Below are 24,099 nucleotides of genomic sequence, written 5' to 3' on the forward strand. Positions count from 1 at the left end.
GCGTGACAGCCCACGGACGGTCAGCCCGCGAAGAGCCGGTCCACGAACGGCCGGTTCACGAGCGGCTGGTTCACGATCAACCAGCCCACGACCAGCCGGTCCACGAACGGCCGGTTCACGGCCAGTCGGTGCGGGACTCGCCTGCCGATGAGGGCGTCGGCGACTCGGCCGTCGGCCACCCGGCCACGCGGGCTTCAGTTTCCACACGCATTCGAGTGTCGCAGTGACGTGCGTCGATCCGCCTCCCTCGCGTGAGGGAAGCCCGTCACCCCTCGGCCGGGGGAGGCCCGGAATCCCTCGCGGCCGCGATGCGCCCGCCCGTACGCCTCGCGGACAGTGGCCGGCATGCTCGAACTGAAGGATGTCCACAAGGTCTACCGAGGCGGGAAACGGGCTGTCGAGGGCCTGACGATGCGGCTCGAACCCGGACTGCTGGGGCTGCTGGGACCCAACGGCGCCGGCAAGTCGTCCCTGATGCGGATCGCCGCGACCGTCACCCGGCCCACCAGCGGCAGCGTCCTGTTCCAGGGCGCGGACGCGGTTGCCGCCCCCGGCCCGCTCCGCCGAGCCCTCGGCTATCTGCCGCAGGACTTCGGGGTCTATCCGCAGCTGACCGCCCGTGAGTTCCTCGGCTACCTCGCGGCGGCCAAGGGGATCTCCGCCCGGTCCGCCCGTGCCCGTATCGACGAGCTGCTCGAACTGGTCAATCTCACCGATGCGGCCCGGCGGCCCCTCGGCAAGTACTCCGGCGGCATGCTGCGCCGGGTGGGCATCGCCCAGAGCCTGCTCGCCGATCCCCAGGTGCTGATCGCCGACGAGCCCACCGCCGGGCTCGACCCCCAGGAGCGGGTGCGGTTCCGGAACCTGCTCAGCGAACTGGCCGCCGACCGGGTGGTGATGCTCTCCACCCACATCGTCTCCGACGTGGAGTCCGTCGCCACCGACATCGCCATCCTCGCCGGGGGACGGCTGCGGCGGCGGGGTTCCCCCGAGGAACTGCTCCGGGACGTCGAGGGACGGGTATGGGAGGCGGTGATCGCGCCGGAGCAGGTCGCGGCGGTACAGGCGCGGTATGCCGTCAGCCGGCTGGTGCGTACGGGAGCGGGCGTACGGGTGCGGATGCTGGCCGCCTCGCCGCCGTTCCCGGACGTGGAGTGCGTGCCGCCCGATCTGGAGGACGCGTATCTGGCCGCCGTGCACCAGCCGGACCCGGCCGTACCACATGGGCAGGGGGAGTGGCGGGGGCAGCCGGAGGCGGGGGCGCGGAGGCAGCCGGGGTGGCCGGGGCAGCAGGCACAGGGCCAGCACGGGCAGCCGGGTTGGCAGGAACCGGGCCGGCCCGGACCGCAGGGACAAGGGCAGCCGAGCCGGCAGGCACCGGGCCGGCCAGGCCAGCAGGGGCATGGCCATGGCCACGGGCAGGGATGGCGGTGACCATGCCCGCGCTTCCGCGCCTCGCCCTCGCCGACTTCCTCGACCGGGCCCGCCGCCCCGCGTACGCCGCCACCCTGCTGACCGCCGTCGCGCTCGGCCGGCTGGCCGTGCCGTCGCCGGACGCGCGCTGGGTCATCATGCAGATCGGCGACTACCGGGGCGTCTACAACAGCGCCTACACGGGCATGGCCATCGCGCTCGCCGGTGCGCTCTGGCTGATGCTCGTCGGCTTCTACGTCGTACGCAACGCGGTCTCCCGCGACCACGCCACCGGCGTCGGCAGGCTGCTCGCCGCGACCCCGCTGACCCGGACCCGCTATCTCGCGGCGAAGTTCCTGAGCAACACGATGGTGCTGGCGTCCATGGTCGTCGTGCTCGCCGTCACGGCGGTGGTGATGCAACTGGCCCGAGGCGAGGACACGGCGATCGACCCGGCGGCGCTGCTGACGCCGTTCGCCGTGATCACGCTGCCCGCGGTGATTCTCACGGCAGCCTGCGCGCTGCTGTTCGAGGCCGTGCCGCCGCTCCGCGCCGGACTGGGCAATGTGCTGTGGTTCTTCGTCTGGATGGTGCTCGCGCTGGGCGGACAGGGAGCGAAGGCCCCGCTCGGCGGGCTCGGCGTCCACGACGTCGTACGGACCATGCGGGAGGACCTGCTCGCCGGGGGCACCGGGTGTCCGGCGAGTTCAGCCTCGGTCTGACGATCGTCGAGGAGCCGCTGCGGTCCTTCGTCTGGGACGGGTTCGTTCCGGACGGGGGCTATCTGCTCAACCGGCTGGGGCTGGTTCTGGTGGCGGTCGCGCTGGCGCTCGTTCCGGCGTTCTGGTTCCACCGGTTCGACCCCGACCGGGTGGGGGTGAAGCGGACGGGCCCGCTTCCGGAGGATGGGCGCGAGGTCCCGTACACGGCCGTCCCGTACGAGGCGGCGGGCGCGGGCCCGTCCCAGCCGCCGCCCGGTCCGGGCCGGACCCAGACGTACGGCGGGGCCTGGGGGCAGACGTACGGAGGGGCCCAGACCCGTGGCGGGCTCCGGGGCCGGGGCCGGCGTCGGAGCCACGCGCCGGACCCGAACGGAGGCCAGGGCTTCGGCGGACCGCCGACCAGTGTGGTCCGTCCCGGCCGCCCCTGGGGCTCGGCTCTGACGGGCGAACTGAGGATTCTCCTCCAGGGCACGCCCTGGTGGTGGTGGCTCGGCACCGCCGCGGTCACCGCCGCCGCCTTCGCGACATCCGCCTCCGGCGTGACCCGGATCGTCCTCCCGGCGGCCTGGCTCTGGCCCGTGCTCATCTGGTCCCGGCTCGGCGCGCAGCGGCACGAGCACGGGGTCGAGGCGCTGCTCGCCGCGTACCCCGCACCGCGCCGCCGGACGTTCGCCGAGTGGACGGCCGGGCTGACGGTCACCGTGCTGACCGGGCTGGGGCCGCTGATCCGTATGACCGCGTCGGCCGACTGGGCGGGCGTGACGGCCTGGTCCGCCGGTGCCGTGTTCATCGCCTCGCTCGCCCAGGCCCTCGGCACGGTCAGCCGCGGCCACCGGCTCTTCCAGGCGGGCTATCTCCCGCTCTGGTACGCCGCCGCCAACGGGGTTCCGATGGGGGACTTCATGGGGGCCGTACGGGAGAACGGCGTGCCCGCCGGGCCCCATCCGGCGTTCGTCGCGGGCCTCGCCGGAGCGCTGGTCGCCGCCACCTTCGCGATCGAGGCCGCACGCCGCCGCCCCCGGAGATGAGGACAGGGCCGTTCGCCTGCCCGAACCGCCCCCTGCCCGAACCGTTCCAAGAGCCGGTACTTGAGCACCTTCGTCGGCGTCTCGTTACGCGGCAACTCCTCCACCACCTTCACCTGTTCCGGCAGTTTGTACGGGGACAGGCCGGACCCGGTCGAGATCGCGGGGGCGAACTCCTCGCGTAAGAAGCCGCCGTACGCAACGCGCGCGACTGCGTCCGGGGCCATGGCGGCGTGGGCTTCACCGGGGAGGCGGACGTCCTTTCACCCGCGCGTGGGTGTGCGTCCGGATGCGGCTCACCGCCGCCGAGGCCGAGGAGATCCAGGCCGAAACCTCTCGCCATAGCACTCTGAAGCGTGACGGTGCGTCGATATCGGGTTGTGTCCTTCGGATGTCTCGTCACGGCCCGTCGTCGGGTCAGCACTCCGGTACCCTCCGTGAGATGCGAGTCGTTCCGAGGCGGGGATGTCACGGGGGCGCCGGTGAGGCGGCTCCGGCAACGGGAATGCGCGCCGCTCAAGCGATGGATGAGCGAGCCGCGAGCCTCTGTTCGACTTCCCGCAGCGGGCGTCGCACAGTATGGGCCATGGGTACTCCTTGGCGCTGGAATATGCCCGAAGCGCTTGTTGCGGTGACTGTACGTCAACCATGCTGTCTCGTAAGGGAGTCACGTTCAGTGACCTGTCGAGGATGTCGATGACCCAGTCGAGGCGCGAGGCGATGTGTCCGCCGGTTCGGATGGTGTGAGCGGTGCAGGTGCTCCAGGTTCAGTTGGAGGTCGGACCCGATCCCGCGGAGGTGGGGAGGGCCCGGAGGTGGGCGCGTTCGCGGCTCGTCGGATCCGGGATAGAGGACGACGAGCCGCTGGCGGAGACCCTGATCCTGCTGATCTCCGAACTGGTCACCAACGCCGTGGTGCACACCGGCTGCCCCGCCGTACTGCGCATGCTCTTCGGCGCGGGCGTGGCGGAGGCGGGGACCGTCAGGGTCGAGGTCGCGGACAACTGCTCCCGCCCGCCCCGGCGGCGCGCAGCCGAGGACGACGAGACCAACGGCCGCGGCCTGGAACTGGTCGACGGGCTCGCCGACCGGTGGGGCTGGGAGCGTGAGGGCTCCGGCAAGGCGATCTGGTGCGAGGTGGACCGGGGGATGCCGGAGATCGCGTACGGCGGCGGAAGGCGGAGGCTCGCCACCGTAAGGCGGTAACGACGCACCGGCCACGCGGCGGACGGCGGGCCGGGGCGGACGGCTTGAGCGAACCGCGCACGCGACGGCTTGCGCGTGCGGCGGCTGCGGAGGCCGTCGGCGAGGGGGGTGCCTCCCGCGCGGGGCGGGGGTTTGGGCCGCCGTACTCAGAGGATCGCGACGAGAGCGACGAGTGTCCCCGTGCCGCCGACGAACGGCTCGGGCATCGCGGACAGCGGAAACGCGTAGCGCCATTCTTCTCCACAGGCTGTGGACAACATTTCCGGATTCCAGTTCCGGCCCAGCGTCATCCCCACCTCGACCAGGTCCGAGATCCGGCGCGGCATTTTCACGGAGCGCGTGCTCGGCCCGTCCCGGGCGTTCCTTCTCGCGCGGTGGTGCGGCGGGGCGTGTCGGCGTCAACGGTGCTCGAACGGAAGGGAACTTCACCGAGCCCGCTTGAGCGCCCGGCTCATCGGACGGGCCCTTCGGCATCGTGACCCGTGAGGCACTGGCGGAGGCTACGAGATTCGAACTCGTGGAGGGTGCCCCCCAGACGCTTTCCCACTGTCCTCGACGGTGTTCAGGAGACTCCGGGGGTGTCCTGACCTGCACCGGGGCCGAGGTAAGCGGCGGTCTGAACGGTCCCGGACGCAGATCAATGAGACCAGAAACGAGACCAGTGAATCCGGGGATTCGGCCTGGTCAGTGGGGCTTGCCAGCCGATTCGGCTGCTGGCGGCTCTCCGTGTTCCAGGTAGGCGGTCAGGCCGCTCGCGCGGGCCTGGACGCCGGCGGTGATCCGGTGCACGAGGCGGGGGATGGTGAGTTCCGGCAACCGTTCGGCGTGGTGGAAGCCGTAGCCGCGGAGCTCGTCGGCTTGCAGCCTGATCTGGTGGCGGTGATCTGTGCTGAGAATGCCGCCGTCGAAGAGGTAGAGGACCTTGTCTCCCTCTCCGGGGCTGGGTGCCCAGTCGACGACGAGCAGGCGGCCGATGCGGGGTTCGATGCCCAACTCCTCGTGGATCTCGCGTGCGCAGGCTTGCAGGGGTGACTCGCCCTGTTCGACGTATCCACCTGGAATATCGCGATAGTCCTTGTATGTCGGCTCGACGAGCAGGACGCGATCGGCTTCGTCGAACAAGAGGACGCCGGCTGCCATGCGGGGGTGGGCCATCTTCGCCTCATGCTCGTTCACGGCATGGACTCTAACTGCCTGCGAGGATGTGAAGCCTGCGGGCCAAGTCCGTCATGGTCTGGGAGGGGCGGCCTCTCGTACCGCGAATCCAGCCGATGACCAGCTCTCGGCTCAGGAAGTGGTGGCGTACCTGCTCGGGGGCGGCCTGTTCGGCGTCCAGCAGGATGGACAGGGCTTCGTCGGTCCGGTTCCAGGCGCTGAGCACTCGGGCGACCTCAAGGCTGTGCCGTACTCGGCGCTCCAGCGGCATGCCGCTGGTGTCGATTCGAGGTCCGAGGTCCGCCGCGATCTGCATGTCCCCGAGCTCTCTGGCCGTGGCCACGCAGTGGATGGCTACGTTGGTCGGGCCAAAAGCCGTCCACATGTGGTTGGCATCGACACCCAACCGGATTGCGGATTCGTCGGCCTCTCTGAGGAAGGTCTGCGCTGTCGCTCGGTCGTCTGCTCTTGCCGCCGCCATCGCCCCGGCGAGGAAGAGCGTGCCGTACACCGATAGGTATTCGTCGTCTGCACCGCCCAGTTCCGGTTGCATCACGGCTGCTGCGTCCTTCACCAGCTGGATCGCCGCAGTGAAGCGTCCAGTGGCCAGAAGGCAGTGCGTGACCGACCGGATGAGCGAGCCCGTCACCGCGCTGTGTCCGTTGTGCTGCGCTGCTGCCAGACCACGGTCGGCGGCGACCCACGCCAGCTCGGGTTCCCCGACCTTGCCCAGAACCATGGCTGCACCTTGGTAGGCCAGGGCGAGCAGGGCATGGGACTCCTCCCGTTTGCGCCCCGAGTACGCACGGGATGCGGCGAGGGCATCGGCAAGGACGAAGGGAAGGCGGCGCGTGGCGAATCCGTAGCGCGATGCCTGGTAGGCGTCGAGGGCCTCCTTCAAGTCGGCCCGGAGGTCCTTCAGGGCCGGTGGTTCGACATCGGATGGAGACCCCAGCAAGGGTGTGAGCTGCTTGTAGTCCATGAGCGCTTCGCGCAATGCGGAGACTGTGCGGGTGCCGCTATCGCCTGACCGGTTCAGGAGGGTGGGCTCGGCAAGCAAGTCTCCGAGGGAGACATCGAGTGCTTTGGCGAGTGCGGTGAGGACCGAGAGTCGATCGAGTTCTATCCGGTTGTTCTCCGCTTTGCTCAACCAGTCCGTGGTGCGTCCGACCAGGCCGGCCAGGACCTCCTGCGAGAGCCCGCGACGGCGGCGGTACCAGGCGACGCGCTCGCCGATGGTCAGGTTCTCTGTCATCCCTCGCATGTTCCTGAGTATCACCTCGTGGCCGAAAGGGACCTCGGAATCTTTCTCCGGGGTACTGCGGAGTTCCTTCCCTACTGTCGCAGCAGATCGAGAAGACCGCCGACTGATGCAGTCAACTCCCTTCTGATTTTGGTGGCTTCGGTGATCTGTCCTGCTTCTCGGCCGGGAAGAGGCCACGGCCCACTGAAACAGACCCTGGAGGTCTGATGAGGGATTCCGTCGCACGCCGCCTCGTGACGTGGCCGCGCCGCTTGCCCCCCGAGACTGAAGCGATCGTGCGCGTGACCTGGTGGGCCGCTCTCACGACCGGGTTGGCGCTGTTGGGCGTGATCGTTCACGGAGACCTCGCGCATGCCCAGGGATGCAACAGCGTGACCGAGGGCGCGCTGGACAGCGCTTCGGCGGCAGACGTCCATGACAACGCCACCCAGGTGGACTCCTTTCCCGGCGTGCTTCTGGCCCGGGAAGGTGCCCAACAGCACTTCTGACGGCGGGAATGCTCCGCTCCATCGCACTCTGTTCAGCCCACACCACCGCGCATCGGCCTTCCGGTGCCGCCGTACACCACAACCCCGGGGAGACGCCGTGAACGCCGTACGACCCGTAGCCGATTCACCCATGATTGACTGGACTGCCCTGCACAACTTCGCTGCCTTGCGCGGGCAGATAAGGGTGTCCCTGACACCCCGCTGTAATATCGCGTGCTTCTTCTGTCACAACGAGGATGACGTCCCGCCGCCGCGGACTCGTCTGGACCGCAGCCAGCAGCCTCGTGCGCGTGTCTACCGGGCGGAGCATTTCCTGACTGTTATCGCCTCGATGGTGAGGGCAGGCATCAAGCGCGTGTACTTCACGGGCGGGGAGCCCCTGAACTCGCCACTGGCCCGTGACGTGCTGACGGCTCTATCGCCTTCCGGCCCTGATGGCTCGTACACGCTGATCACCAACGGCACTCAAGTCCGGACTCATCAGGACTGGCTTCCCCAGGCGCCACTGGACAAGATCAAGGTGTCGCTCCACTACTTCTCCGATGAGTCCCTGCGCATCATCGCGGGTACCCGCATCGGCATCGACACCGTCCTGGACGGCATCGATGCGTCTCGGGAGATGTTCGAGCGGGTTGAACTGAACTGCCTGTTGCTCAAGCAGAATGCCCACGAGGTCGAGTCCATCCTTGAGTTCGCACTGAGCCGGCGGATGCCGGTTCAGTTCATCGAACTGGTGCCGACCGACTTCAACGACGGCCGTGTCGATACCGCCGTCTCCGCTGAGGGGATCATCGGACACTTGAGGACCCTCACTCAGGACGAGCATGTCGAGGTAGCCGGTGTCGGCCAGGGGCGGCGGGTCTTCCGCGTCGACGGGGTGGAGATTGACGTGATCCACCGTGATCTGGGCCGTCACCATGTCGGCCAGTGCGGTACCTGCCCGGTCCGGACCAAGTGCGTCGAGGGTTTCTGGGCCCTGCGTGTGGACCACGCCGGGGGCATCCAGCCTTGCCTGCTTCGCGGAGACCTACGCCTGGACGTCAAGGGTCTGATCCAGGAGCCCGACCGGCTCGCCTCCGCCGTTGCCGGGCACATCGCCCGGTTCACCGAGGGAACCTTGTGATACTGCCCGCCGCGTATCGGCCCACCCCGCGTAGCGAGAGCCGTCAAGGCCCGTTCGTCGTCCTGGAAGGCGTTTCCGGTATCGGCAAGTCGACCTTGACCGCGCAGCTGGCTCGCCGCATGAACGCGACAAGTCTGCACACCCTGGCCGACCCGCACACCGGATGGAGCTTGAAAGTAAACGAACAGCTCCGAGCCCTGCCCCAGTTCGCGTTCTACCTTTCCGGCTTGCTGCACGCTTCCGATCGCGTTCGTCAGGCTGTAACGACCGGGCCGGTCGTCGCCGATCGCTATGCCTCTTCGGTAGCGGCCTGCCATGCTGCCGTCCACGGCCTTGACCCTGCCGAAGTGGCTGTGCTGATGGACCCGTTCCGTCCCTACCTGTTCGTCCCCGACGCCACGTTCTACCTGGTTTGTTCCGAGGCGACCCTGCGTGAGCGAATGGCCGACAAGCTCGACATCAAACAGGACGACACCGACCTGTTCGACGTGCCCGACCGTTACACGCGGCTCCTGGACAACTTCGAGCAGGCCGCTGCCTGCGACCCCACAGCAGTGATCCTCCCAACCGATGGCCGAAGCCCGGACCAACTCGCCGACACGATCGCGACACATCTGGAGGAAGCCGGTGCTTAACCCCATCGACGCCGAGACGGTGGTCCGAGACGGTGGTGCGCACGGCCGGTTTCCCGGCCAGATTCACGCCGGGGTCGCCTGGTGGATGGCGGCCTGCTTCGTCGTCGTCGCGCGTACCAGCCGCTTGGTGGTAGCCCACGACGGGAAACCCACCTCAGTCGAGTTCTTCGACCGGCTGTGCCAGGGTGCCGTCAACGCTCAGCATTACGCCTGCCAGGTTCTCAACCGGGGCCAAGCCGACGAAGCCGCGCTGCTGGTTGCCATGCGTCAGGCCGGAGACGTCCCCGGCATCCTCGTCGTCACCAACGGGACCGGCGGTGCCACCGTACAGGTCACGATCGCTTTGTACAGCCGCGACGGCAAACCGCTCGATGAACCAGGCGGGCTCGCCGCAATCCGGCGGATGATCGCGGAAGACCGGGTGCCGATCCCCGTAAACGAAACCTCCAGGGGCAGAGTCCAGCCGTTCATGACGGCCGTCAGCGAGGAGGCAGACAAGTGATCGATGCGCCTGACGCCATACTGGCGGGTACCAACATTCTCTTCGTCACCCTCGACTCGCTGCGCTACGACGTCGCCCGTACAGCTTTGGACGAAGGCCGCACTCCCCACCTCGCCCGGCTGCTGCCCGACGGAGGATGGGAACTCCGGCAGACTCCAGGCACGTTCACCCTTCCCGCCCACATGGCGTTCTTCTCGGGGTTCCTGCCCAAGCTTCCTCAGCCCGAACAGCCACCTCGCCTGTGGGAATGCCGCCCGCCGTCGTTCAAGACCGTGCCGTCCCAGACGTTCGTGTTCGAGGCCCCCAACCTTCTCAAAGGACTGAATCAGCACGACTATCGCACCGTGTGCATCGGCGGTGTCACTTACTTCTCTCGTGAGACCCCGCTCGGCGGCGTGCTGCCGGACATGTTCGACGAGGATCACTGGCGGTCGGAGTTCTGCTCACCCGAGCCGGACTCCACCCGCCATCAGGTCGACCAGGCTCTCGGATTGGTGGACCAGTACTCCGGACGCTCGTTGTTCCTGTTCGTCAACGTCTCGGCCACCCATGTGCCCCACGGCTTCTACGTTGGAGACAGCGAGGACAGCGCCCGCTCCCAGATGGCTGCCCTCGCCTATGCCGACACCTATCTCGGGCGGCTGGTCGACACCCTCACCCGCGATCGCCGCTGGTTGATCATCATGTGTGCCGATCACGGTGACGCCTTTGGGGAGGGCGGATACTGGGGGCGGGGGATCGTGCGCCCGGAAGTTACCGATGTTCCGTTCGCGGCCTGGCTGTCCTGACGCACCGCTACTCTCGCGTCGCATGAGCGACGAGAACACCAGCACCCCCATCCGCGACGCATCCGTGGTCGTCGCCGTGGACGGGAAGGGGGCGGCGGCGATCCTCTCCGCCCAATTCCCCGGTCACGGCGGCGAGTATCTGTTCCTGCCGGGTGGCCGGATGGAGGACGGGGAGACTCCTCAGCAGTGTGCCCGGCGAGAACTCGCCGAGGAGGCAGGGATCACCGCCGAAGCGTGGAGCCCGCTGGGCTCCTATGCCATCACCCTTGCATCACCCGCACGTGTCCACCTTTTCGAGGCGCGTCGGCTTTCTCTGGGCCCGCAGCGGCTGAACCCCAGCGAAGTGGAGTTCAAACTCACATGGTGGCCTGTGTCCGAAGCCGTACGAGCCGCTGTCGAGGGGCGCTTTCTGCTCCCTGCTGGTCCGCTCGCCCTCATGCTGGCTGTCTGGATGGGTGAGGCCAGGGTCGTCGGCTGACAGTGCCGTTGACGTGCGGGCGACTGGAGGCCGGATTTCCTTGAGAAGAGCCTCCGGTAATTGTGACCGCTCTGCCGACGGTGCCGGTAGCGCGGGTCATGGAACAGGGCTGTCACTACGTCTCCCGACTCGCACACCGCGGCTACACCCTGAACCTCTCCTCCCGTTCTGGACCGGTGGCCGCGCCTGGCGTGCGCATCCGCTCACGCCCGTGACGAATCCGCCCTGAACGTACGGCGGTAGACCGTCGGCGGCACCCCCAGTGCCGTCTGTAGATGCTGCCGCATCGACTGCGCCGTGCCGAACCCGGCGTCCCGGGCGACCTGGTCGACCGAGAGATCCGTCGACTCCAGCAAGTGCCGGGCCCGCTCCACGCGTTGGCGGGTCAGCCACTGGCCGGGGCTGGCCCCGACCTCCTCGCGGAAGCGGCGCGTGAAGGTCCGTACGCTCATCGACTCACGCTCGGCCATGTCCCGCAGCTGGATCGGCTCGTGCAGCCGTCCGAGCGCCCAGTCGCGGGCCGCCGAGGTGGTCGCCGACGGTCCCTCGGGGACGGGACGGCGGATGTACTGCGCCTGGCCGCCGTCCCGGTGCGGCGGTACGACACTGTGCCGGGCCACGGCATTGGCGACGGCCGCGCCGTGATCGCGCCGGACCAGATGCAGACAGAGGTCGATGCCGGCCGCGACCCCCGCCGAGGTGAGTACATCGCCGTCGTCGATGTACAGCACGTCCGGGTTGACCATGACGGACGGGAACAGGCGCTGGAGCCGATCGGCCAAGGACCAGTGGGTGGTGGCCGGCCGGCCGTCGAGGAAACCGGCCGCCGCCAGGAAGAAGCTGCCGGTGCAGATGGAGGCCAGCCGCGTACCGGGCCGGATATGGGCGAACACCTCGGCGAGTTCATCCGGCAGCCGGCCCTCCGTGAGGAGGACGGAGGGCTTGTACGCCGCCGGGACGATCACCGTGTCCGCCTCAGCCAGCGCCTCGGGCCCCCGCTCCACGTGCACCTCGAAGTCGGCCGTGGTGCGCACGGGACCGGGTACGGAGGTGCAGGTGACGACCTCGTACAGCGGATCGCCGCCCGCCGAGAACGCACGGCCGAAGATGCGGTGCGGGATGCCCAGTTCGAACGGGATGACGTCGGGGAGCGCGAGCACGACGATACGGTGGCGGTCATGGCTCATGGCCCGATCCTATCGAATGCTGTCCTTCGGGCCACTCGATCGGCCCGGCCGGTCCCCGGATGCTGAGTTCCGTGACCGAGACCGAGACCGAGCCCGAAATCGCCGCGACAGCCGGACCGCGCCGACCCGCCCGTTTCCACCGCGCCTGGTCCGTCGCCGCCGTCGCCTTCGTGACGATCATCGGCGCCGCCGCCTTCACCTCCCTGCCCGGCCTTCTCATAGACCCCCTGCACCAGGAGTTCGACTGGTCGCGCGGCACGATCGGCTTCGCGGTCTCGGTCAACCTCGCGCTGTACGGGTTGACCGCGCCGTTCGCCGCCGCGCTGATGGACCGGTTCGGCATCCGCCGCGTGGTGGCCGTCGCGCTCACGGTCATCGCCATCGGCTCCGGGCTCACCGTCTTCATGACGGCGGCCTGGCAGCTCATCCTCTACTGGGGCCTGCTCGTCGGACTCGGCAGCGGCACGATGGCCCTCGCTTTCGCCGCGACCGTCACCAACCGCTGGTTCATCCGCCGCCGGGGCCTGGTCACCGGCATCCTCACCGCGGCCGGGGCCTCCGGTCAGCTCGTCTTCCTCCCCCTGCTGTCCTGGCTGGTGGAGGACCACGGCTGGCGGCCGGCGGCCGTCACCGTCGCGCTCTCCGCGCTCGCCGTCGTCCCCTTCGTCTGGCTGCTGCTGCGGGACCATCCGGCCGACGTGGGGCTCGCGCCCTACGGGGCCGAGGGCTTCGTGCCCAAACCGCCCCCGGTGCCGGGAGCGGCGAGCCGCGCGGTCAAGGTGCTGTTCAAGGCGGCCAGAACCGGGCCGTTCTGGCTGCTCGCCGGCACCTTCGCGATCTGCGGCGCGTCCACGAACGGGCTGATGAAGGTCCACTTCGTACCCGCCGCCCACGACCACGGCATGGCGATCACGGCGGCGGCCTCGCTCCTCGCCGTTGTCGGCGTCTTCGACGTCATCGGGACGATCGCGTCGGGCTGGCTGACCGACCGCTTCGAACCGCGGAGGCTGCTGGCCGTCTACTACGCCCTGCGGGGCGTCAGCCTGCTCTTTCTGCCGATGCTGCTCGCGCCCACCGTCCAGCCGCCGATGATCTTCTTCATCGTCTTCTACGGCCTGGACTGGGTGGCCACCGTTCCGCCGACGATCGCCCTGTGCCGCGAGCACTACGGCGACGACAGCGCGATCGTCTTCGGCTGGGTCCTCGCCTCGCACCAGGTGGGCGCGGCGGCCGTCGCGTTCGGGGGCGGTGTGGCGCGGGACGTGTTCGGCTCGTACGACATCGCCTGGTACGCCGCGGGCGCGCTGTGCGCGGTGGCGGCGCTGATGTCGATGGTGATCCGGCGACCCTCGCTGCCCGCGCTCTCCCCGCTCGGGGCCTCCGGAAGCCTCCCGGCCCCGCGCAAGTGACCCGGCGCCGACGCGCACAGCGCCGCCGCTGCGGTCGGATGGATTCGCCGGTCGGCCCGCGGCCCCGGTGCGGCGCCCCTCACGAGTGCGGCGCCCCTTACAAGGGGGAGGTCAGCGGCTCGTGCGTACGCGGCCGTGCCCGCGCGGTGCGTCAACACCGCGTGGGGCTTCCTCCGGGCCGCCGGGCCCTCACGGCGACGGGGATCCGGGCCGTCACGCGAGGGGGATCCGGGCCGTCACGCGAGGGGGAGCCGGGCCGTCACGGCGACGGGGAGCCGGGCGTCGCGGGCCGGTGAAATGCGCCGGTCACGGCGCTACGCAGAGGCCAGGACCTTCGCGGCGAACCCGTCCAGATTCCCCATGGCCCTGTCGATCTTCTCGTCCACCGTCAGGCTCTCCTCGTACCGCGCCGTCCGCAGCTTCGGCTGGCGCTTGCCCCGGATGTAGAGCGAGCAGGCGAGATCGGCGCAGAGGTAGAGCCCCACCGTGCTGCCCTCCCGGCCGCGCGTCCCCGCCAGCGGTGCGACGAGCAGGCTCACGCCGGAGGAGGCGTGGCCCGTCAGACAGACGTCGCAGAGGCTCGACTTGAACGCGCTGGACCTGGAGGCGCTGGGCACGCGGAGGGCGAGGCCCAGCGGGCCGTCCGTCTTCCTCGGGATGACGAGGTACGCCCGCAGGGGCGCGCCCGGATCTGTCCAGCCGAGGAAATCGAGGTCCTGCCAGGGCAGCTCGCCGAAGTCGAGCGGCAGCCGGAGCCGGTTCGCCTCGCCCTTGGTGCAGTTCACGAAGGACGAGCGGATCTCTTTGTCGCTGAGCGGGTCCACGGCTCGGACGCTACCGAGGTCCACCGGCCGGGTCATCCGATTTTCCGTGCGCCCGAGCGCGTGCGCCCGACCGCGTACGGCAGGGCGGGAGCGCGCAGGGCGCGTACGGCCACGGGGCGGCCCGGGGACGGAACCGGTCGCGGCAGCGCGGCGTCACGACCCCTTGGCCTCGTCGAGTGTGTGCTTGACGAGGGCGTTGGCGTGACCGTGGCCCATCCCGTGCTCCGTCTTGAGCCAGGCGACCAGTTCCATGTGCTTGGTCAGTGGGGAGGAGCGGATGAGTTCCTTCCACTCCGCGACGGGACGGCCGTACTTCTTCTCGATCGAGGGGAAGTAGCTGGCGGGGCCTTTTACGGGTTCGGTCATGGCGGCGGTGTCCTTTCGTGCGGTGCGCGCCGTCGCGGTGGTGCGCGCCGGCGAACCGGTCGGGCTTGTCACCTTGATGACCGTCGGGGCGGAGCGGAATCACCGCGCCGTGGGAGTGATGCATGTTACATGCGACGTGACGGGCCCCGTCGGCGGAAGGCCCCCGGCGGCCTCGGTACGTCGGCCGGGCCCGCCCGTCGACGAACTCACCGGAGGGGACATCAACGACGACACCGGCGGGGACTTCGACGACGATCACGCGACACCGCGGCCCCCGCTCACCTGGTGGGCTCGCGGTTGTAGAGCTTCTTGGCCCAGAGGTAGCCGCCCAGAGCGATCAGGGCGCACCAGCCGACGGCCAGGATTGCGCTGTTGTCGATCGGGGTGCCCATCAGCAGCCCGCGCAGGGTTTCGATGAACGGGGTGAACGGCTGGTACTCGGCGAACCACTTCAGCCCGTCCGGCATCGTGTCGGTAGGGGCGAACCCGCTGCCCATCATGGGCAGGATCATCAGCGGCGTCAGCATGTTGCTCGCGGTGGCGACGCTCTTCGCGACCATGGCCAGTGCGACCGAGAGCCAGGTGAGCGCGAGGATGATCAGGACGAGCACGCCGATCGCGCTGATCCATTCGCCGAAGTCCGCGGTGGGCTCGAATCCCACCAGCAGCGCGACCCCGATGACGGCGGCGATACTCAGCAGGGTCTGGATCAGGCTGCCCAGCACATGACCGGTGAGCACCGAGACCCGGGCGATGGCCATGGTACGGAACCGGGCGACGATGCCCTCGGTCATGTCGATGGATACGGAGATCGCCGTGCCCTGGGCCGCGGTCGCCACGGTCATCAGGATGACGCCGGGGACGACGTAGTCCACGTAGGCGTCCCGGCCGCCCGACGGCCCGCCGAGGCCGGTGCCGGTGCCAAGGCCGGTGCCGAGGCCGGTGCCGAGGATGCCGCCGAGCACGTAGACGAACAGCAGCAGGAAGACCACCGGAACCCCGGCGGCCGTCAGGATGAGCGTCGGATAACGCAGCATGTGCCGCAACTGGCGGCGCAACATGGTCGCCGAGTCGGCGAAGGCGAGCGAAACAGCACTCATCGGGCGGGCTCCTGCGCCGAGACCAGGTTGCCCGTCAGGGCGAAGAAGACGTCATCGAGGTCGGGGGTGTGGACCTGGAGTTCGTCCACGGTGAGCGCGGCGTGGTCGAGCCGGTCCAGCAGCGCGCGCAACGACCGCACATCGCCCTGATGGGGGACCTGTAGGGTGCGCGTCTCATCGTTGCGGGACACCACGTCCAACGTCCGGGCCGCGTGGTCGTAACCGTGTGGGTCGGCGAACCGCAGGGTGACATGGCCGCCGCCGACCTGCCGTTTGAGCTCCTCCGGCGAGCCCTGCGCCACCAGCTTTCCCCGGTGCAGCACCGCGATCCGGTCGGCGATCCGGTCGGCCTCCTCCAGATACTGGGTGGTGAGGAAGATCGTGACGCCCTCGTCGGCCACCAGCCCGCGGATGATCGCCCACATGGTCCGCCTGCTGCGCGGGTCCAGCCCGGTGGTCGGCTCGTCGAGGAAGATCACCCGAGGTCGGCCGACCAGCGTCATCGCGAGGTCCAGGCGGCGGCGCATCCCGCCGGAGTACGTCACCGCGGGCCTCCGGGCCGCGTCCACCAGATCGAACCGCGCCAGCAGGTCCGCGGCACAGGGTCGCCGTTCCCGGCGGGGCATGTGGTTCAGACAGGCCATCAACAGCAGGTTCTCCTCGCCGGTGAGGAAACCGTCCACCGCGGAGAACTGGCCGGTGACGCCGATCGCGGCGCGTACCGCGTCCGGATCCCGGACCACATCGTGGCCGGCGACCCGCATCTCCCCCGCGTCGGCGCGGATCAGCGTGGACAGGATCTGCACCACGGTGGTCTTGCCGGCGCCGTTCGGGCCGAGCAGCGCGAAGACGGACCCCGCGGGGATGTCGAGGTCGATGCCGTCGAGCACCACGTGGTCGCCGTACGCCTTGCGTAGCGCGGTCGCCGCGACCGCGGGTCGACCGAGATCGGTGGTCATGGGTTTCACTCCCGTCAGTGAGATCCGGCGCCGCATAAACGCCTTTACAACTTTACGGAAGTTACGTTGCATACACGAGATCGTCAATCACAACTATGTGAAGCAATGGCATAGTTGCAGGTAAGCTGCTTGAATCATTGCATGGGCTGTGTCCACTAATGCAACGGCGATCGTTGCATTAAGCTGGCCTCGACGCCGACAGCGGAGGACGCCCGATGCCTGGTGACAGACTCACCCTCCAGGACCGACAGCAGATCGCCGCGGGACTGCGCGAGGAGCTGACCTACGCCGCCATCGGCCGCCGCATCGGGCGGCCGACCTCCACCGTCACCCGCGAAGTGATGCGCAACGGCGGGCCGCGCGGCTACCACGCCGAGGCGGCCCACCGGGCCGGCGCACGGCACGCGCGCCGGCGCAGGACCACCGCGCCGACACCGTCACCGGGAAGGGCCGACCCCGGCGGGCGCGATCCACGGCTCGTGGACGAGGTGGAGGCGCAGAGCATGGAGCTGATGATTCAGGCCGGGCTCCCGCAGATGATGGCCAGGGTGCTCGCCGCGCTGTTCACCACCGACACCGGCAGCCTCACCTCCGCGGAACTCGTGCGACGCCTGCACGTCAGCCCCGCCTCCATCTCCAAGGCCATCGGCTACCTGGAGACCCAGGCACTCGTCACCCGCGAACGCGACCCCCACAGCCGCGCCGAACGTTACGCCGTCGACGACGACGTGGCGTTCCAGTCCGTCATCGCCAGCGCGCGCAACCAGACCCAGATCGCCGAGGCTTGCAAGGTCGCGGCCCAGAAGCTCGGCACCTCCACGCCCGCCGGCGCCCGACTGGAGAACACGAGCGAGTTCCTCCTCCACGTCATCGACGACCTGGTCCGCTCAGCCCGGCACTGGCACCGGATCTACTCCACCCACCCCGGGGAGACGTCCGAGAACGACGACTGAACAGATCACGTCGACCTCGGGTCCCGCCGTGTCACCAAGTCGGGCCGGTTCAGCGGCCGGTGGCCGACCCCAGCGCCTTCGCGATCTTGCGCGCGTCGATCGCCATCTCACGGAACATCCCGCTGATGGGGTTCGTGAAACCCGTGAAGTACAGCCCGGGGGCCTGCTTTGGTGTACGGCCTCCGTGCACCAGGGGCTTTCCCCGCGCGTCGAGCACGCCGAGGTGGCCGATCATGCCCTCCAGCCCGCGCCGGTAGCCCGTCGCCGCGATCACCGCGTCGGGGGAGACGCGCGTGCCGTCCTCGAGGACCGCCTTGTCCGCGTCGAAGGAGGCCAGCGCGGCGACCGGTTCGACCCGGCCCGTGCGTACCGCGTCGATCAGCCCGACGTCCTGGACCGGGATCGCGCCTTGCCTGGCCCGCGAGTACAGACCCTTGTCGGGGCGGGGCAGCCCGTGGGCGGTCAGGTCCGGTACCGCGACACGGGACAGCACTCCGGCCAGCCGGTCGACGAGCCACACGGGCAGCCTCCGCACCAGGATGCCGGTGCGCTGGGCGGGCCAGCCGACCGTGGAGCGGCGGACGATGTGCGGGGGCGTGCGGACCGCGAGCCGTACCCGCGCCGCGCCGCCCTCCGCCAGATCGACGGCTATCTCCGCGCCCGTGTTGCCGACGCCGACGACCAGAACGTCCTTGCCCTCGTACGGAGAAGGGTCGCGGTACTCGGCGGCGTGCAGCACTTCGCCGGTGTACGTGTCCCGGCCCGGCCAGTCGGGCAGTCGCGGGGTGTGGTTGTGGCCGGTGGCCACGACGACCGCGCGCCCGGTCAGCCGCCTGCCGCCCGTGGCGTGCAGCAGCCAGTCGGGACCGGCCGCCTCGACACGCGAGACCTCGACGCCGGTGACGATCTCCAGCTCGTGGAACTCCGCGTACTTCTCCAGGTAGCGGACCACGTCGTCGCGGGACACCCAGCGTCCGAACGCCCTCGGCATCGGGAGTCCCGGCAGCCCGGACAGCCGCCGGGTGGTGTGCAGATGGAGCCGGTCGTAGTGGCGTCGCCAGGAGTCGCCGGCTGCCTCGGACTTCTCCAGCACCACGGCCCGTACGCCCTTGTTCCGCAGCGCCGCCGCGGCGGCGAGGCCACCGGGGCCGCCGCCGATGACGTAGACGGGTCTGTCGTCGGTGCGGTCGATGCCCCCGCGTCGGTCCTTTGCGGACTTCCCTCTTTCACCGGCCATGAGGCGTGAGCGTAATACCGTGCTCGGTTGATGGGTCTCAGTCAAGATGGGAATCGGTTGCGAATTGATCACGTGCGTTCGGTCTCTTTCCGGCTCCTTCCGGCTCCTTCCGTTGTCTTCCGTCGCCTTGCGCCTCGTTTCCGTTGCGGCTCCGCTTTCCGCCGTGTTTCTGTCCGGTCCCTCATCCGGCCCCGCGCGTACGCCTGTTGCGTGCGGGCGGCCTCATCCGCTGAATTGACGTACAGTCAGAAACTGGTGGGAGAGGCCCCGACGGTGCCCCGTGCCCCCGACGGTGCCCCCGAAGGCGCTCGTCCCGCTCCTGGCACCACCGCGTGAACGACGGATCGTCCCGCCTCGGGCAGCGCCCGGCCGTACGTTCAAGGCCGTCGTCTACGGCCGTCGTTCAAGGCCGTCGTTCACGGCCAGAGCATCTCCCGTACCCACCCGTCATGGTCCGCCGGACGGCGGCGGTAGCGCAGCCGTACGTGCCGCCGCTCCGCGTCCCCCTGGAAGTACTCCACCTCGCGCGGCTCCAGCACATACCGCGTCCACGTCTCCACGGGCGCGTCGGGCTCGGCCCGCGCCCGCTCCCAAGCGGCCCGCGACGCCTCAGCCAGCTCCTCCCGGGAGCCCAGCACCTCACTCTGCCGCCCGGTGAGCGCGGCGGCCAGCGCCCCCGTCGACCGGGCCCGCAGATCGGCCAGGCTCTCCGCCGCCCCGGCCGCGGCGACCGTGCCGCGCACCCGGATCTGGCGGCCCTGCGCGGCCCAGTAGAAACCGAGGGCGGCCTCGGGCCGGGCGGCGAGCTGGCGGCCCTTCGCGCTGGTGGAGTGGGAGGCGAAGTGCCAGCCGCGTTCATCGGCGTCGTGCAGCATCAGCGTGCGCACATCGGGACGGGAGCGTTCGTCCACCGTGGCCAGGGTCATGGTGTGCAGCTCGGGCTGCCCCGCCGCCACCGCCTCGGCGAACCACCGGTGGAACAGCGGCAGCGGCGCGTCCGGCGCACCGGCCGGGTCGAACGCGGGCAGGTCGGTGTCCCAGACGCGCTGGGCGTGGAGGAGCTCCCGGAAGGCGGCCTGCTGATCGTTGTCCATCGCCTCAGTCAACCGCACGTGGCAGGGATCCTCAGTCGCGCGAGGTCTCGGCTACGTCGACCGTTTCGGAGCCTTCGCGACGCATCCGCGCGACCCCCCAGGTGCTGAGCGGCCTGAGCGCTTGATTGAGCGTGCGCCCGTGCTCGGTCAGGGAGTACTCCACCCGCGGCGGCACCTCGGCATAGACCTTTCGGTGCACGAGACCGTCCGCCTCCATTTCACGCAGGTGCTGCGTCAGCATCTTCTCGCTCACTCCCGGCAGACCGCGACGGAGTTCGGCGAAGCGGCGTACGCGATGGGCGTCGAGTTCCCAGAGGATCAGTCCCTTCCACTTGCCGCTCACCACGTCGAGCGCGGCGTCGATGCCGCAGATGTAAGGCCCGCGCCTCGGTGCCTTGGCCATCGCCGATCCCCCTTACGAAAAGGTGAGTACCGCAGAAAATAGTAGGTACTTCCGGAGGTGGTGACACTCTCCGAGCATGGAGGGGTGAACGAGCGACAGGACCACACCACCAGCCAGGACAGCGCTGTCACCGTGATCGGGCTCGGTCCGATGGGCCGGGCGATGACCCGCACCCTCCTCGCCGCCGGCCACCCGGTCACCGTCTGGAACCGCACCGCCGGCCGGGCCGACGGCGTCGTCGCCGACGGAGCGACGCTCGCGGCGACGCCCAGGGAAGCGGTCGAAGCGAGTGACCTCGTGATCCTCAGCCTCACCGACTACCAGGCGATGTACGACATCCTCGACGGCGCCACCGCATCGCTCGCCGGCCGGACGCTGGTCAATCTCAGCTCTGACACCCCCGACCGCTCACGCGAGGCGGCGACCTGGGCGGCGGGCCACGGCGCCGCCTTCCTCACCGGAGGTGTCATGGTCCCCGCGCCGATGGTCGGCACGGAGGCGGCCCATGTCTACTACAGCGGCCGCGACCACGTGCCGGCGAGCCATCTGGCGGCGTTGACACTGCTGGGAACACCCAGGCACCTGGGCGAGGACCCGGGCCTCGCCCAGATGATGTATCAAGCCCAACTCACGGTGTTCCTCACCACCTTGTCCGGACTGATGCACGCGACCGCGATGCTGGGTACCGCCGGAATGAAGGCCGAGGAAGCGCTGCCGGAGTTGCTCTCCTCCGCCGGCTCGATCGGCGACATCCTGAGCGCCGGTGGAGAGAATCCCGGCATCGCGCTCGACGCCGGGGAACATCCCGGCGACCTCAGCACGGTCACCATGATGGGCGCGACGTCCGACCACATCGTCGAGACCAGCACGTCAGTCGGCCTCGACCTCGCGCTCCCGCTGGCCGTGCAGGCCCACTATGGGCGCGCGATCGAGAACGGACACGGCGGCGACAACTGGACCCGCATCATCGACAGCATCCGAGGACCGCGCTGACCTGCTGGAACGTCTCGCTCCGTCTCGCTCTCCGTCTTGCCTGCGCCGGGTACGCCGGCATGGACACCGGTGTTCGCTGGTTCGCCCAAACGGGTGGTCGGGGCCCGGTGTCCGGGACGCGCCGCTGGTCGACGCGCGACGCTGGCCGACGGATACGAAGGAGACCCCGCCGTGCTGCCGACCCCGCCCCGATGCCCTCACTGCCCCCAGCGCCCGTCCCTGTGGAAGGACACGACCACCACGGGCGGCACCGGGGGAGGGCTCCGCTGGCGCTGGACCTGCGCGGGTTGCCGCAGGGCGTGGGAGCCGACCGCCGAACAGAAGGAGAGGTTCGTGTGCGGGCCGCCGGGAGGGGTGCGTCACGCCCTGCGGTGACGGCGGCCAGCGGAGGCCGAGGGGCTACGGAGGCCGAGTGGCTGTGGAATCCGCTGGATGAAGGCGACCGGATCGATCTCCGGGGTTCCGAGCCGCGAACGGACGGCCGATCCGACGCGGCGATGCCTGCCCCGGTAAGGCGAAGGCGAATGCGAAGGCGGACCCGGTACGGCGAACGCGAAGGCGATGTCCGATCCGGTACGGGGAGCGCGAAGACGATGCCTGTTCCGGCACGGGGGACGCGAAGGCGGACCTGGTACGGGGAGCGCGAAGGCGATGCCTGTTCCGGTACGGCGAATATGAACGCGGATCCGGTACGGCGGACGCGATGGCGGATCCGGATCCCGGTCTCGGTCCCGCGCCCGTGTCGGCGAAGGCGGATCCGGCTGGACAGGAAGGAAAAGGGGCGGGGCGAGGGACGCCCGTCGGCCCGACGTATGGCGCGGGCGAGCGCGCCTCCGCCGGCCTCTCTTACTTGAGCGGCTTCTTGCCCGTGATGCCGAGATGCACCAAAAGCGCGAGGTTCGGCCGCAGTTCGGCCTGCTTCACGCCCCAGGTGGTGAACCCCTTCTGATGCGAGGCCACGGCCGCCAGCATGGCCACCAGCGAACCGGCCATCGCCGCGGGGCTGACGTCCTTGTCGACTCTGCCCTTGGCCTGGAGTTCCTTGACCGCGTCAGTAAGGGAGTTGGTGACGGAGTTCAGGATCTTCATGCGGATCTTGTAGAACCGCTTGTCGCCCTCCGCCGCCCCGAGGTCCACAACCCGCAGGATCGCGTCGTTGCGACGCCAGAAGTCGAGGAATCCCTCGACGAGTTCCTCCGAGGTCTGCCAGGCCGCTTTGCCCACCCAGGCCCGCCCGGCGACCAGTTCGGTCAGTCCCGTCCCTTCCTTCGCCATCTCCTCGGCGATCTCCAGGACGGCGCCCTCGACGTCCGGGAAATACTGGTAGAAGGTCGCGGGTGAAGTGCCCGCTTTCCGTGCTACGTCGATGACTTTGACGTCCCGGTACGGCGATGAGCTGAGCATCTCGCTGAGGCAGTCGAGCAGCTTCTGCCGCGTCGCCTGTCCCCGTCGTCCGGCCACGCGGCCGTCGACAGTGCGTACTTGTCCTGTCATGCCGTCAGCTTACCGAGGGGTGATCCGCGCGCGATTCGGCCGAGTGCAAATGGGGTTGCCGGACCCGGAGATCGCTCGCGTGTTCGATTCATCCCCGCCGATTCATTCCTTTCGTGGTGGATTCCCTCTGCTGCAATGTCCGTGATGCCCGGTTAGCTTGGGTTGTGACGCTTACGTAGACAGGGAGCCGACGCCATGGCCGTATTCCCCGAGGGCGCGCCGTGCTGGGTGGACGCGGCGCTGCCCGACGTCGAGGCGGGCAGGCGTTTCTACGGCGGACTGTTCGGCTGGACGTTCCGGCAGGAGAACGGCGATCCGTATGTGGACGCCCTCAGTGACGGGAAGCTCGTGGCCGCCCTGGCCCCCAAGAGCGACGGCCGGATGCCCACGGTCTGGAATGTCTACTTCGCGACTCCGGACGCCGTGGCGCTCTCCCGGCGGATCGAGTCGGAGGGGGGCCGGCTGATCGTTCCGCCGCGACGGGTCGGCACCCTCGGCGGGGTGGCGGTGGCCGCCGATCCGGGCGGGGCGGTCTTCGGGCTCTGGCAGGCGGGGGAGCGGGTGGGCTTCGAGAAGCAGGCGCGGCCGGGCTCCTTCTGCTGGACCGAGGTCTATACGTGGGACAAGGAACGGGCCGACCCGTTCTACGAGACGGTCTTCGGCTTCACGGGCACGGACCTGCGATTCGCCGCCGCGCCCGGCGCCCCCGCCGACGCCGCCCCCTCCGGCGAGGCGGCCGAGGCCGATATCCGCGTCTGGTCCCCGCGAGGCGCCGAACCGGGTGAGGACACCGCCGTCGGCGGGCGCTGCGTACTCACCGAGCCCGCCTTCCCCGCCGAGCTGCCCGACCACTTCCTCGTCTATTTCTGTGTCAAGGATTGTGACGCGACGGTCGCGGCGGCCATCCGCCTCGGCGGCCGTGTCCAGGCCCGGCCCTTCGACATCCCCCACGGACGGATCGCCGTTCTCACGGACGATCAGGGCGCGACTTTCGCCGTACTGGCGGAACCACGTGCGGATACGGGTACGGAGAAGACGGCACGGAGCGCCGAGGCCCCCGAAGACCCCGAAGCCCCCGAAGACGACGCGGCAGACGCGGCAGACGCGGCGGACACGGAAGATATCGGGTCCGGTCCGCGCCCCGTGCCCGATTCCGGCTGAGACACCCCGATCCGCCCCCGGGTTAGCCACCGTCGACTCCGGCAGGAAGAATCGGGGTGCGCGACCGCTGAGGCGCTCGGTGGTGAGACGCTGCACAGGGCTGTGAATGACGGGCCCATA

Annotated in this window: 25 protein-coding genes and 3 pseudogenes; 15 read left to right on the forward strand and 13 right to left on the reverse strand. The window is 69.5% G+C overall.

From position 1 onward, the window contains the following. Positions 1 to 20: 20 nt before the first annotated feature. Entirely contained in the window at positions 21 to 179 is a 159-nt protein-coding gene (locus tag ACWEFL_RS15015) for a hypothetical protein (protein ID WP_451711855.1), read from the reverse strand. Between the two features lie 166 nt (positions 180 to 345). Between ACWEFL_RS15015 and ACWEFL_RS15020 the strand changes: the two are divergent. The 5 genes and pseudogenes from ACWEFL_RS15020 to ACWEFL_RS15040 all read left to right on the forward strand — a co-directional run. Then, positions 346 to 1,197, forward strand: a pseudogene (locus tag ACWEFL_RS15020) (ATP-binding cassette domain-containing protein); the annotation flags it as partial. A 239-nt stretch (positions 1,198 to 1,436) separates the two neighbouring features. Beyond that, positions 1,437 to 2,135: a hypothetical protein gene (locus ACWEFL_RS15025; protein WP_451711857.1), complete on the forward strand. Its 699-nt coding sequence runs from the start codon at positions 1,437 to 1,439 to the stop codon at positions 2,133 to 2,135. Beyond that, positions 2,108 to 3,163, forward strand: coding sequence for a hypothetical protein (locus tag ACWEFL_RS15030; protein WP_451711859.1), 1,056 nt, complete (start codon positions 2,108 to 2,110; stop codon positions 3,161 to 3,163). Before ACWEFL_RS15025 ends, ACWEFL_RS15030 begins: the two co-directional genes overlap by 28 nt. A 144-nt stretch (positions 3,164 to 3,307) precedes the next feature. Further along, positions 3,308 to 3,488, forward strand: a pseudogene (locus ACWEFL_RS15035) (acyl-CoA dehydrogenase); the annotation flags it as partial. Positions 3,489 to 3,910: 422 nt separating this feature from the next. Continuing rightward, entirely contained in the window at positions 3,911 to 4,366 is a 456-nt protein-coding gene (locus tag ACWEFL_RS15040) for an ATP-binding protein (protein ID WP_451711861.1), read from the forward strand. A gap of 146 nt (positions 4,367 to 4,512) precedes the next feature. On the opposite strand, the pseudogene ACWEFL_RS15045 reads toward ACWEFL_RS15040, so the two are convergent. From ACWEFL_RS15045 to ACWEFL_RS15055, 3 genes and pseudogenes are all read right to left on the reverse strand, one after another. Continuing rightward, a pseudogene (locus tag ACWEFL_RS15045) lies at positions 4,513 to 4,680 on the reverse strand (cyclase family protein); the annotation flags it as partial. 370 nt (positions 4,681 to 5,050) lie between these two features. Then, positions 5,051 to 5,521 (reverse strand): NUDIX domain-containing protein, encoded by a 471-nt coding sequence (locus tag ACWEFL_RS15050; protein ID WP_451712116.1) that lies wholly within the window; start codon positions 5,519 to 5,521, stop codon positions 5,051 to 5,053. Between the two features lie 31 nt (positions 5,522 to 5,552). Then, complete coding sequence (locus ACWEFL_RS15055) at positions 5,553 to 6,776, reverse strand: helix-turn-helix domain-containing protein (protein ID WP_451711862.1); 1,224 nt, start codon at positions 6,774 to 6,776, stop codon at positions 5,553 to 5,555. A 215-nt stretch (positions 6,777 to 6,991) separates the two neighbouring features. Here ACWEFL_RS15055 and ACWEFL_RS15060 point away from each other — a divergent pair, with 215 nt between their 5' ends. From ACWEFL_RS15060 to ACWEFL_RS15085, 6 genes are all read left to right on the forward strand, one after another. After that, positions 6,992 to 7,273, forward strand: a complete 282-nt coding sequence (locus tag ACWEFL_RS15060; RefSeq protein ID WP_451711864.1) for a hypothetical protein — start codon at positions 6,992 to 6,994, stop codon at positions 7,271 to 7,273. Positions 7,274 to 7,403: 130 nt separating this feature from the next. Next, the gene (locus ACWEFL_RS15065; protein WP_451711866.1) at positions 7,404 to 8,396 is read left to right on the forward strand and encodes a radical SAM protein; all 993 of its coding nucleotides are present in this window, start codon (positions 7,404 to 7,406) and stop codon (positions 8,394 to 8,396) included. Continuing rightward, complete coding sequence (locus tag ACWEFL_RS15070) at positions 8,393 to 9,031, forward strand: dTMP kinase (protein WP_451711869.1); 639 nt, start codon at positions 8,393 to 8,395, stop codon at positions 9,029 to 9,031. Before ACWEFL_RS15065 ends, ACWEFL_RS15070 begins: the two co-directional genes overlap by 4 nt. Beyond that, positions 9,024 to 9,533, forward strand: coding sequence for a hypothetical protein (locus ACWEFL_RS15075; protein ID WP_451711871.1), 510 nt, complete (start codon positions 9,024 to 9,026; stop codon positions 9,531 to 9,533). Before ACWEFL_RS15070 ends, ACWEFL_RS15075 begins: the two co-directional genes overlap by 8 nt. Further along, positions 9,530 to 10,321 carry an STM4013/SEN3800 family hydrolase gene (locus tag ACWEFL_RS15080; protein ID WP_451711872.1) on the forward strand — a complete coding sequence of 264 codons (792 nt, stop codon included), beginning with the start codon at positions 9,530 to 9,532 and terminating at the stop codon, positions 10,319 to 10,321. Before ACWEFL_RS15075 ends, ACWEFL_RS15080 begins: the two co-directional genes overlap by 4 nt. Positions 10,322 to 10,343: 22 nt before the next feature. Next, positions 10,344 to 10,799, forward strand: a complete 456-nt coding sequence (locus ACWEFL_RS15085; protein ID WP_451711874.1) for an NUDIX hydrolase — start codon at positions 10,344 to 10,346, stop codon at positions 10,797 to 10,799. Positions 10,800 to 11,002: 203 nt separating this feature from the next. On the opposite strand, the gene ACWEFL_RS15090 is transcribed toward ACWEFL_RS15085, so the two are convergent. Continuing rightward, the gene (locus tag ACWEFL_RS15090) at positions 11,003 to 11,986 is read right to left on the reverse strand and encodes a GlxA family transcriptional regulator (RefSeq protein WP_451711876.1); all 984 of its coding nucleotides are present in this window, start codon (positions 11,984 to 11,986) and stop codon (positions 11,003 to 11,005) included. A gap of 59 nt (positions 11,987 to 12,045) precedes the next feature. Here ACWEFL_RS15090 and ACWEFL_RS15095 point away from each other — a divergent pair, with 59 nt between their 5' ends. Continuing rightward, on the forward strand, positions 12,046 to 13,395 hold the full coding sequence (locus tag ACWEFL_RS15095) for an MFS transporter (RefSeq protein ID WP_451711879.1): 1,350 nt from the start codon (positions 12,046 to 12,048) through the stop codon (positions 13,393 to 13,395). A 314-nt stretch (positions 13,396 to 13,709) separates the two neighbouring features. Here ACWEFL_RS15095 and ACWEFL_RS15100 read toward each other — a convergent pair whose 3' ends face one another. The 4 genes from ACWEFL_RS15100 to ACWEFL_RS15115 form a co-directional block, all read right to left on the reverse strand. Then, positions 13,710 to 14,255 carry an FBP domain-containing protein gene (locus ACWEFL_RS15100; protein WP_451711881.1) on the reverse strand — a complete coding sequence of 182 codons (546 nt, stop codon included), beginning with the start codon at positions 14,253 to 14,255 and terminating at the stop codon, positions 13,710 to 13,712. Positions 14,256 to 14,372: 117 nt separating this feature from the next. Continuing rightward, positions 14,373 to 14,585 (reverse strand): DUF4287 domain-containing protein, encoded by a 213-nt coding sequence (locus ACWEFL_RS15105; RefSeq protein WP_451711883.1) that lies wholly within the window; start codon positions 14,583 to 14,585, stop codon positions 14,373 to 14,375. Between the two features lie 278 nt (positions 14,586 to 14,863). Further along, positions 14,864 to 15,685 (reverse strand): ABC transporter permease, encoded by an 822-nt coding sequence (locus ACWEFL_RS15110; protein ID WP_451711886.1) that lies wholly within the window; start codon positions 15,683 to 15,685, stop codon positions 14,864 to 14,866. Then, positions 15,682 to 16,644 (reverse strand): ATP-binding cassette domain-containing protein, encoded by a 963-nt coding sequence (locus tag ACWEFL_RS15115; protein ID WP_451711888.1) that lies wholly within the window; start codon positions 16,642 to 16,644, stop codon positions 15,682 to 15,684. Before ACWEFL_RS15115 ends, ACWEFL_RS15110 begins: the two co-directional genes overlap by 4 nt. A gap of 215 nt (positions 16,645 to 16,859) precedes the next feature. On the opposite strand from ACWEFL_RS15115, the gene ACWEFL_RS15120 reads away from it, so the two are divergent. Further along, complete coding sequence (locus tag ACWEFL_RS15120; RefSeq protein ID WP_451711890.1) at positions 16,860 to 17,597, forward strand: helix-turn-helix domain-containing protein; 738 nt, start codon at positions 16,860 to 16,862, stop codon at positions 17,595 to 17,597. Positions 17,598 to 17,646: 49 nt separating this feature from the next. On the opposite strand, the gene ACWEFL_RS15125 is transcribed toward ACWEFL_RS15120, so the two are convergent. The 3 genes from ACWEFL_RS15125 to ACWEFL_RS15135 form a co-directional block, all read right to left on the reverse strand. Beyond that, positions 17,647 to 18,834, reverse strand: a complete 1,188-nt coding sequence (locus tag ACWEFL_RS15125) for a flavin-containing monooxygenase (RefSeq protein WP_451711891.1) — start codon at positions 18,832 to 18,834, stop codon at positions 17,647 to 17,649. A 416-nt stretch (positions 18,835 to 19,250) separates the two neighbouring features. Then, a complete protein-coding gene (locus tag ACWEFL_RS15130; protein WP_451712118.1) occupies positions 19,251 to 19,928 on the reverse strand; it encodes a pyridoxine/pyridoxamine 5'-phosphate oxidase in 678 nt (225 codons plus the stop codon). Between the two features lie 31 nt (positions 19,929 to 19,959). Beyond that, the gene (locus ACWEFL_RS15135; protein ID WP_451711893.1) at positions 19,960 to 20,331 is read right to left on the reverse strand and encodes a winged helix-turn-helix transcriptional regulator; all 372 of its coding nucleotides are present in this window, start codon (positions 20,329 to 20,331) and stop codon (positions 19,960 to 19,962) included. A gap of 84 nt (positions 20,332 to 20,415) precedes the next feature. Here ACWEFL_RS15135 and ACWEFL_RS15140 point away from each other — a divergent pair, with 84 nt between their 5' ends. After that, positions 20,416 to 21,324, forward strand: a complete 909-nt coding sequence (locus tag ACWEFL_RS15140) for an NAD(P)-dependent oxidoreductase (protein WP_451711896.1) — start codon at positions 20,416 to 20,418, stop codon at positions 21,322 to 21,324. Between the two features lie 846 nt (positions 21,325 to 22,170). Here ACWEFL_RS15140 and ACWEFL_RS15145 read toward each other — a convergent pair. After that, positions 22,171 to 22,818 (reverse strand): TetR family transcriptional regulator, encoded by a 648-nt coding sequence (locus ACWEFL_RS15145; protein WP_451711899.1) that lies wholly within the window; start codon positions 22,816 to 22,818, stop codon positions 22,171 to 22,173. Between the two features lie 195 nt (positions 22,819 to 23,013). Between ACWEFL_RS15145 and ACWEFL_RS15150 the strand changes: the two genes are divergently transcribed. Next, entirely contained in the window at positions 23,014 to 23,979 is a 966-nt protein-coding gene (locus ACWEFL_RS15150; protein WP_451711902.1) for a VOC family protein, read from the forward strand. The last annotated feature ends 120 nt before the right edge of the window (positions 23,980 to 24,099 follow it).

The organism is Streptomyces sp. NPDC004838 (assembly GCF_053600955.1).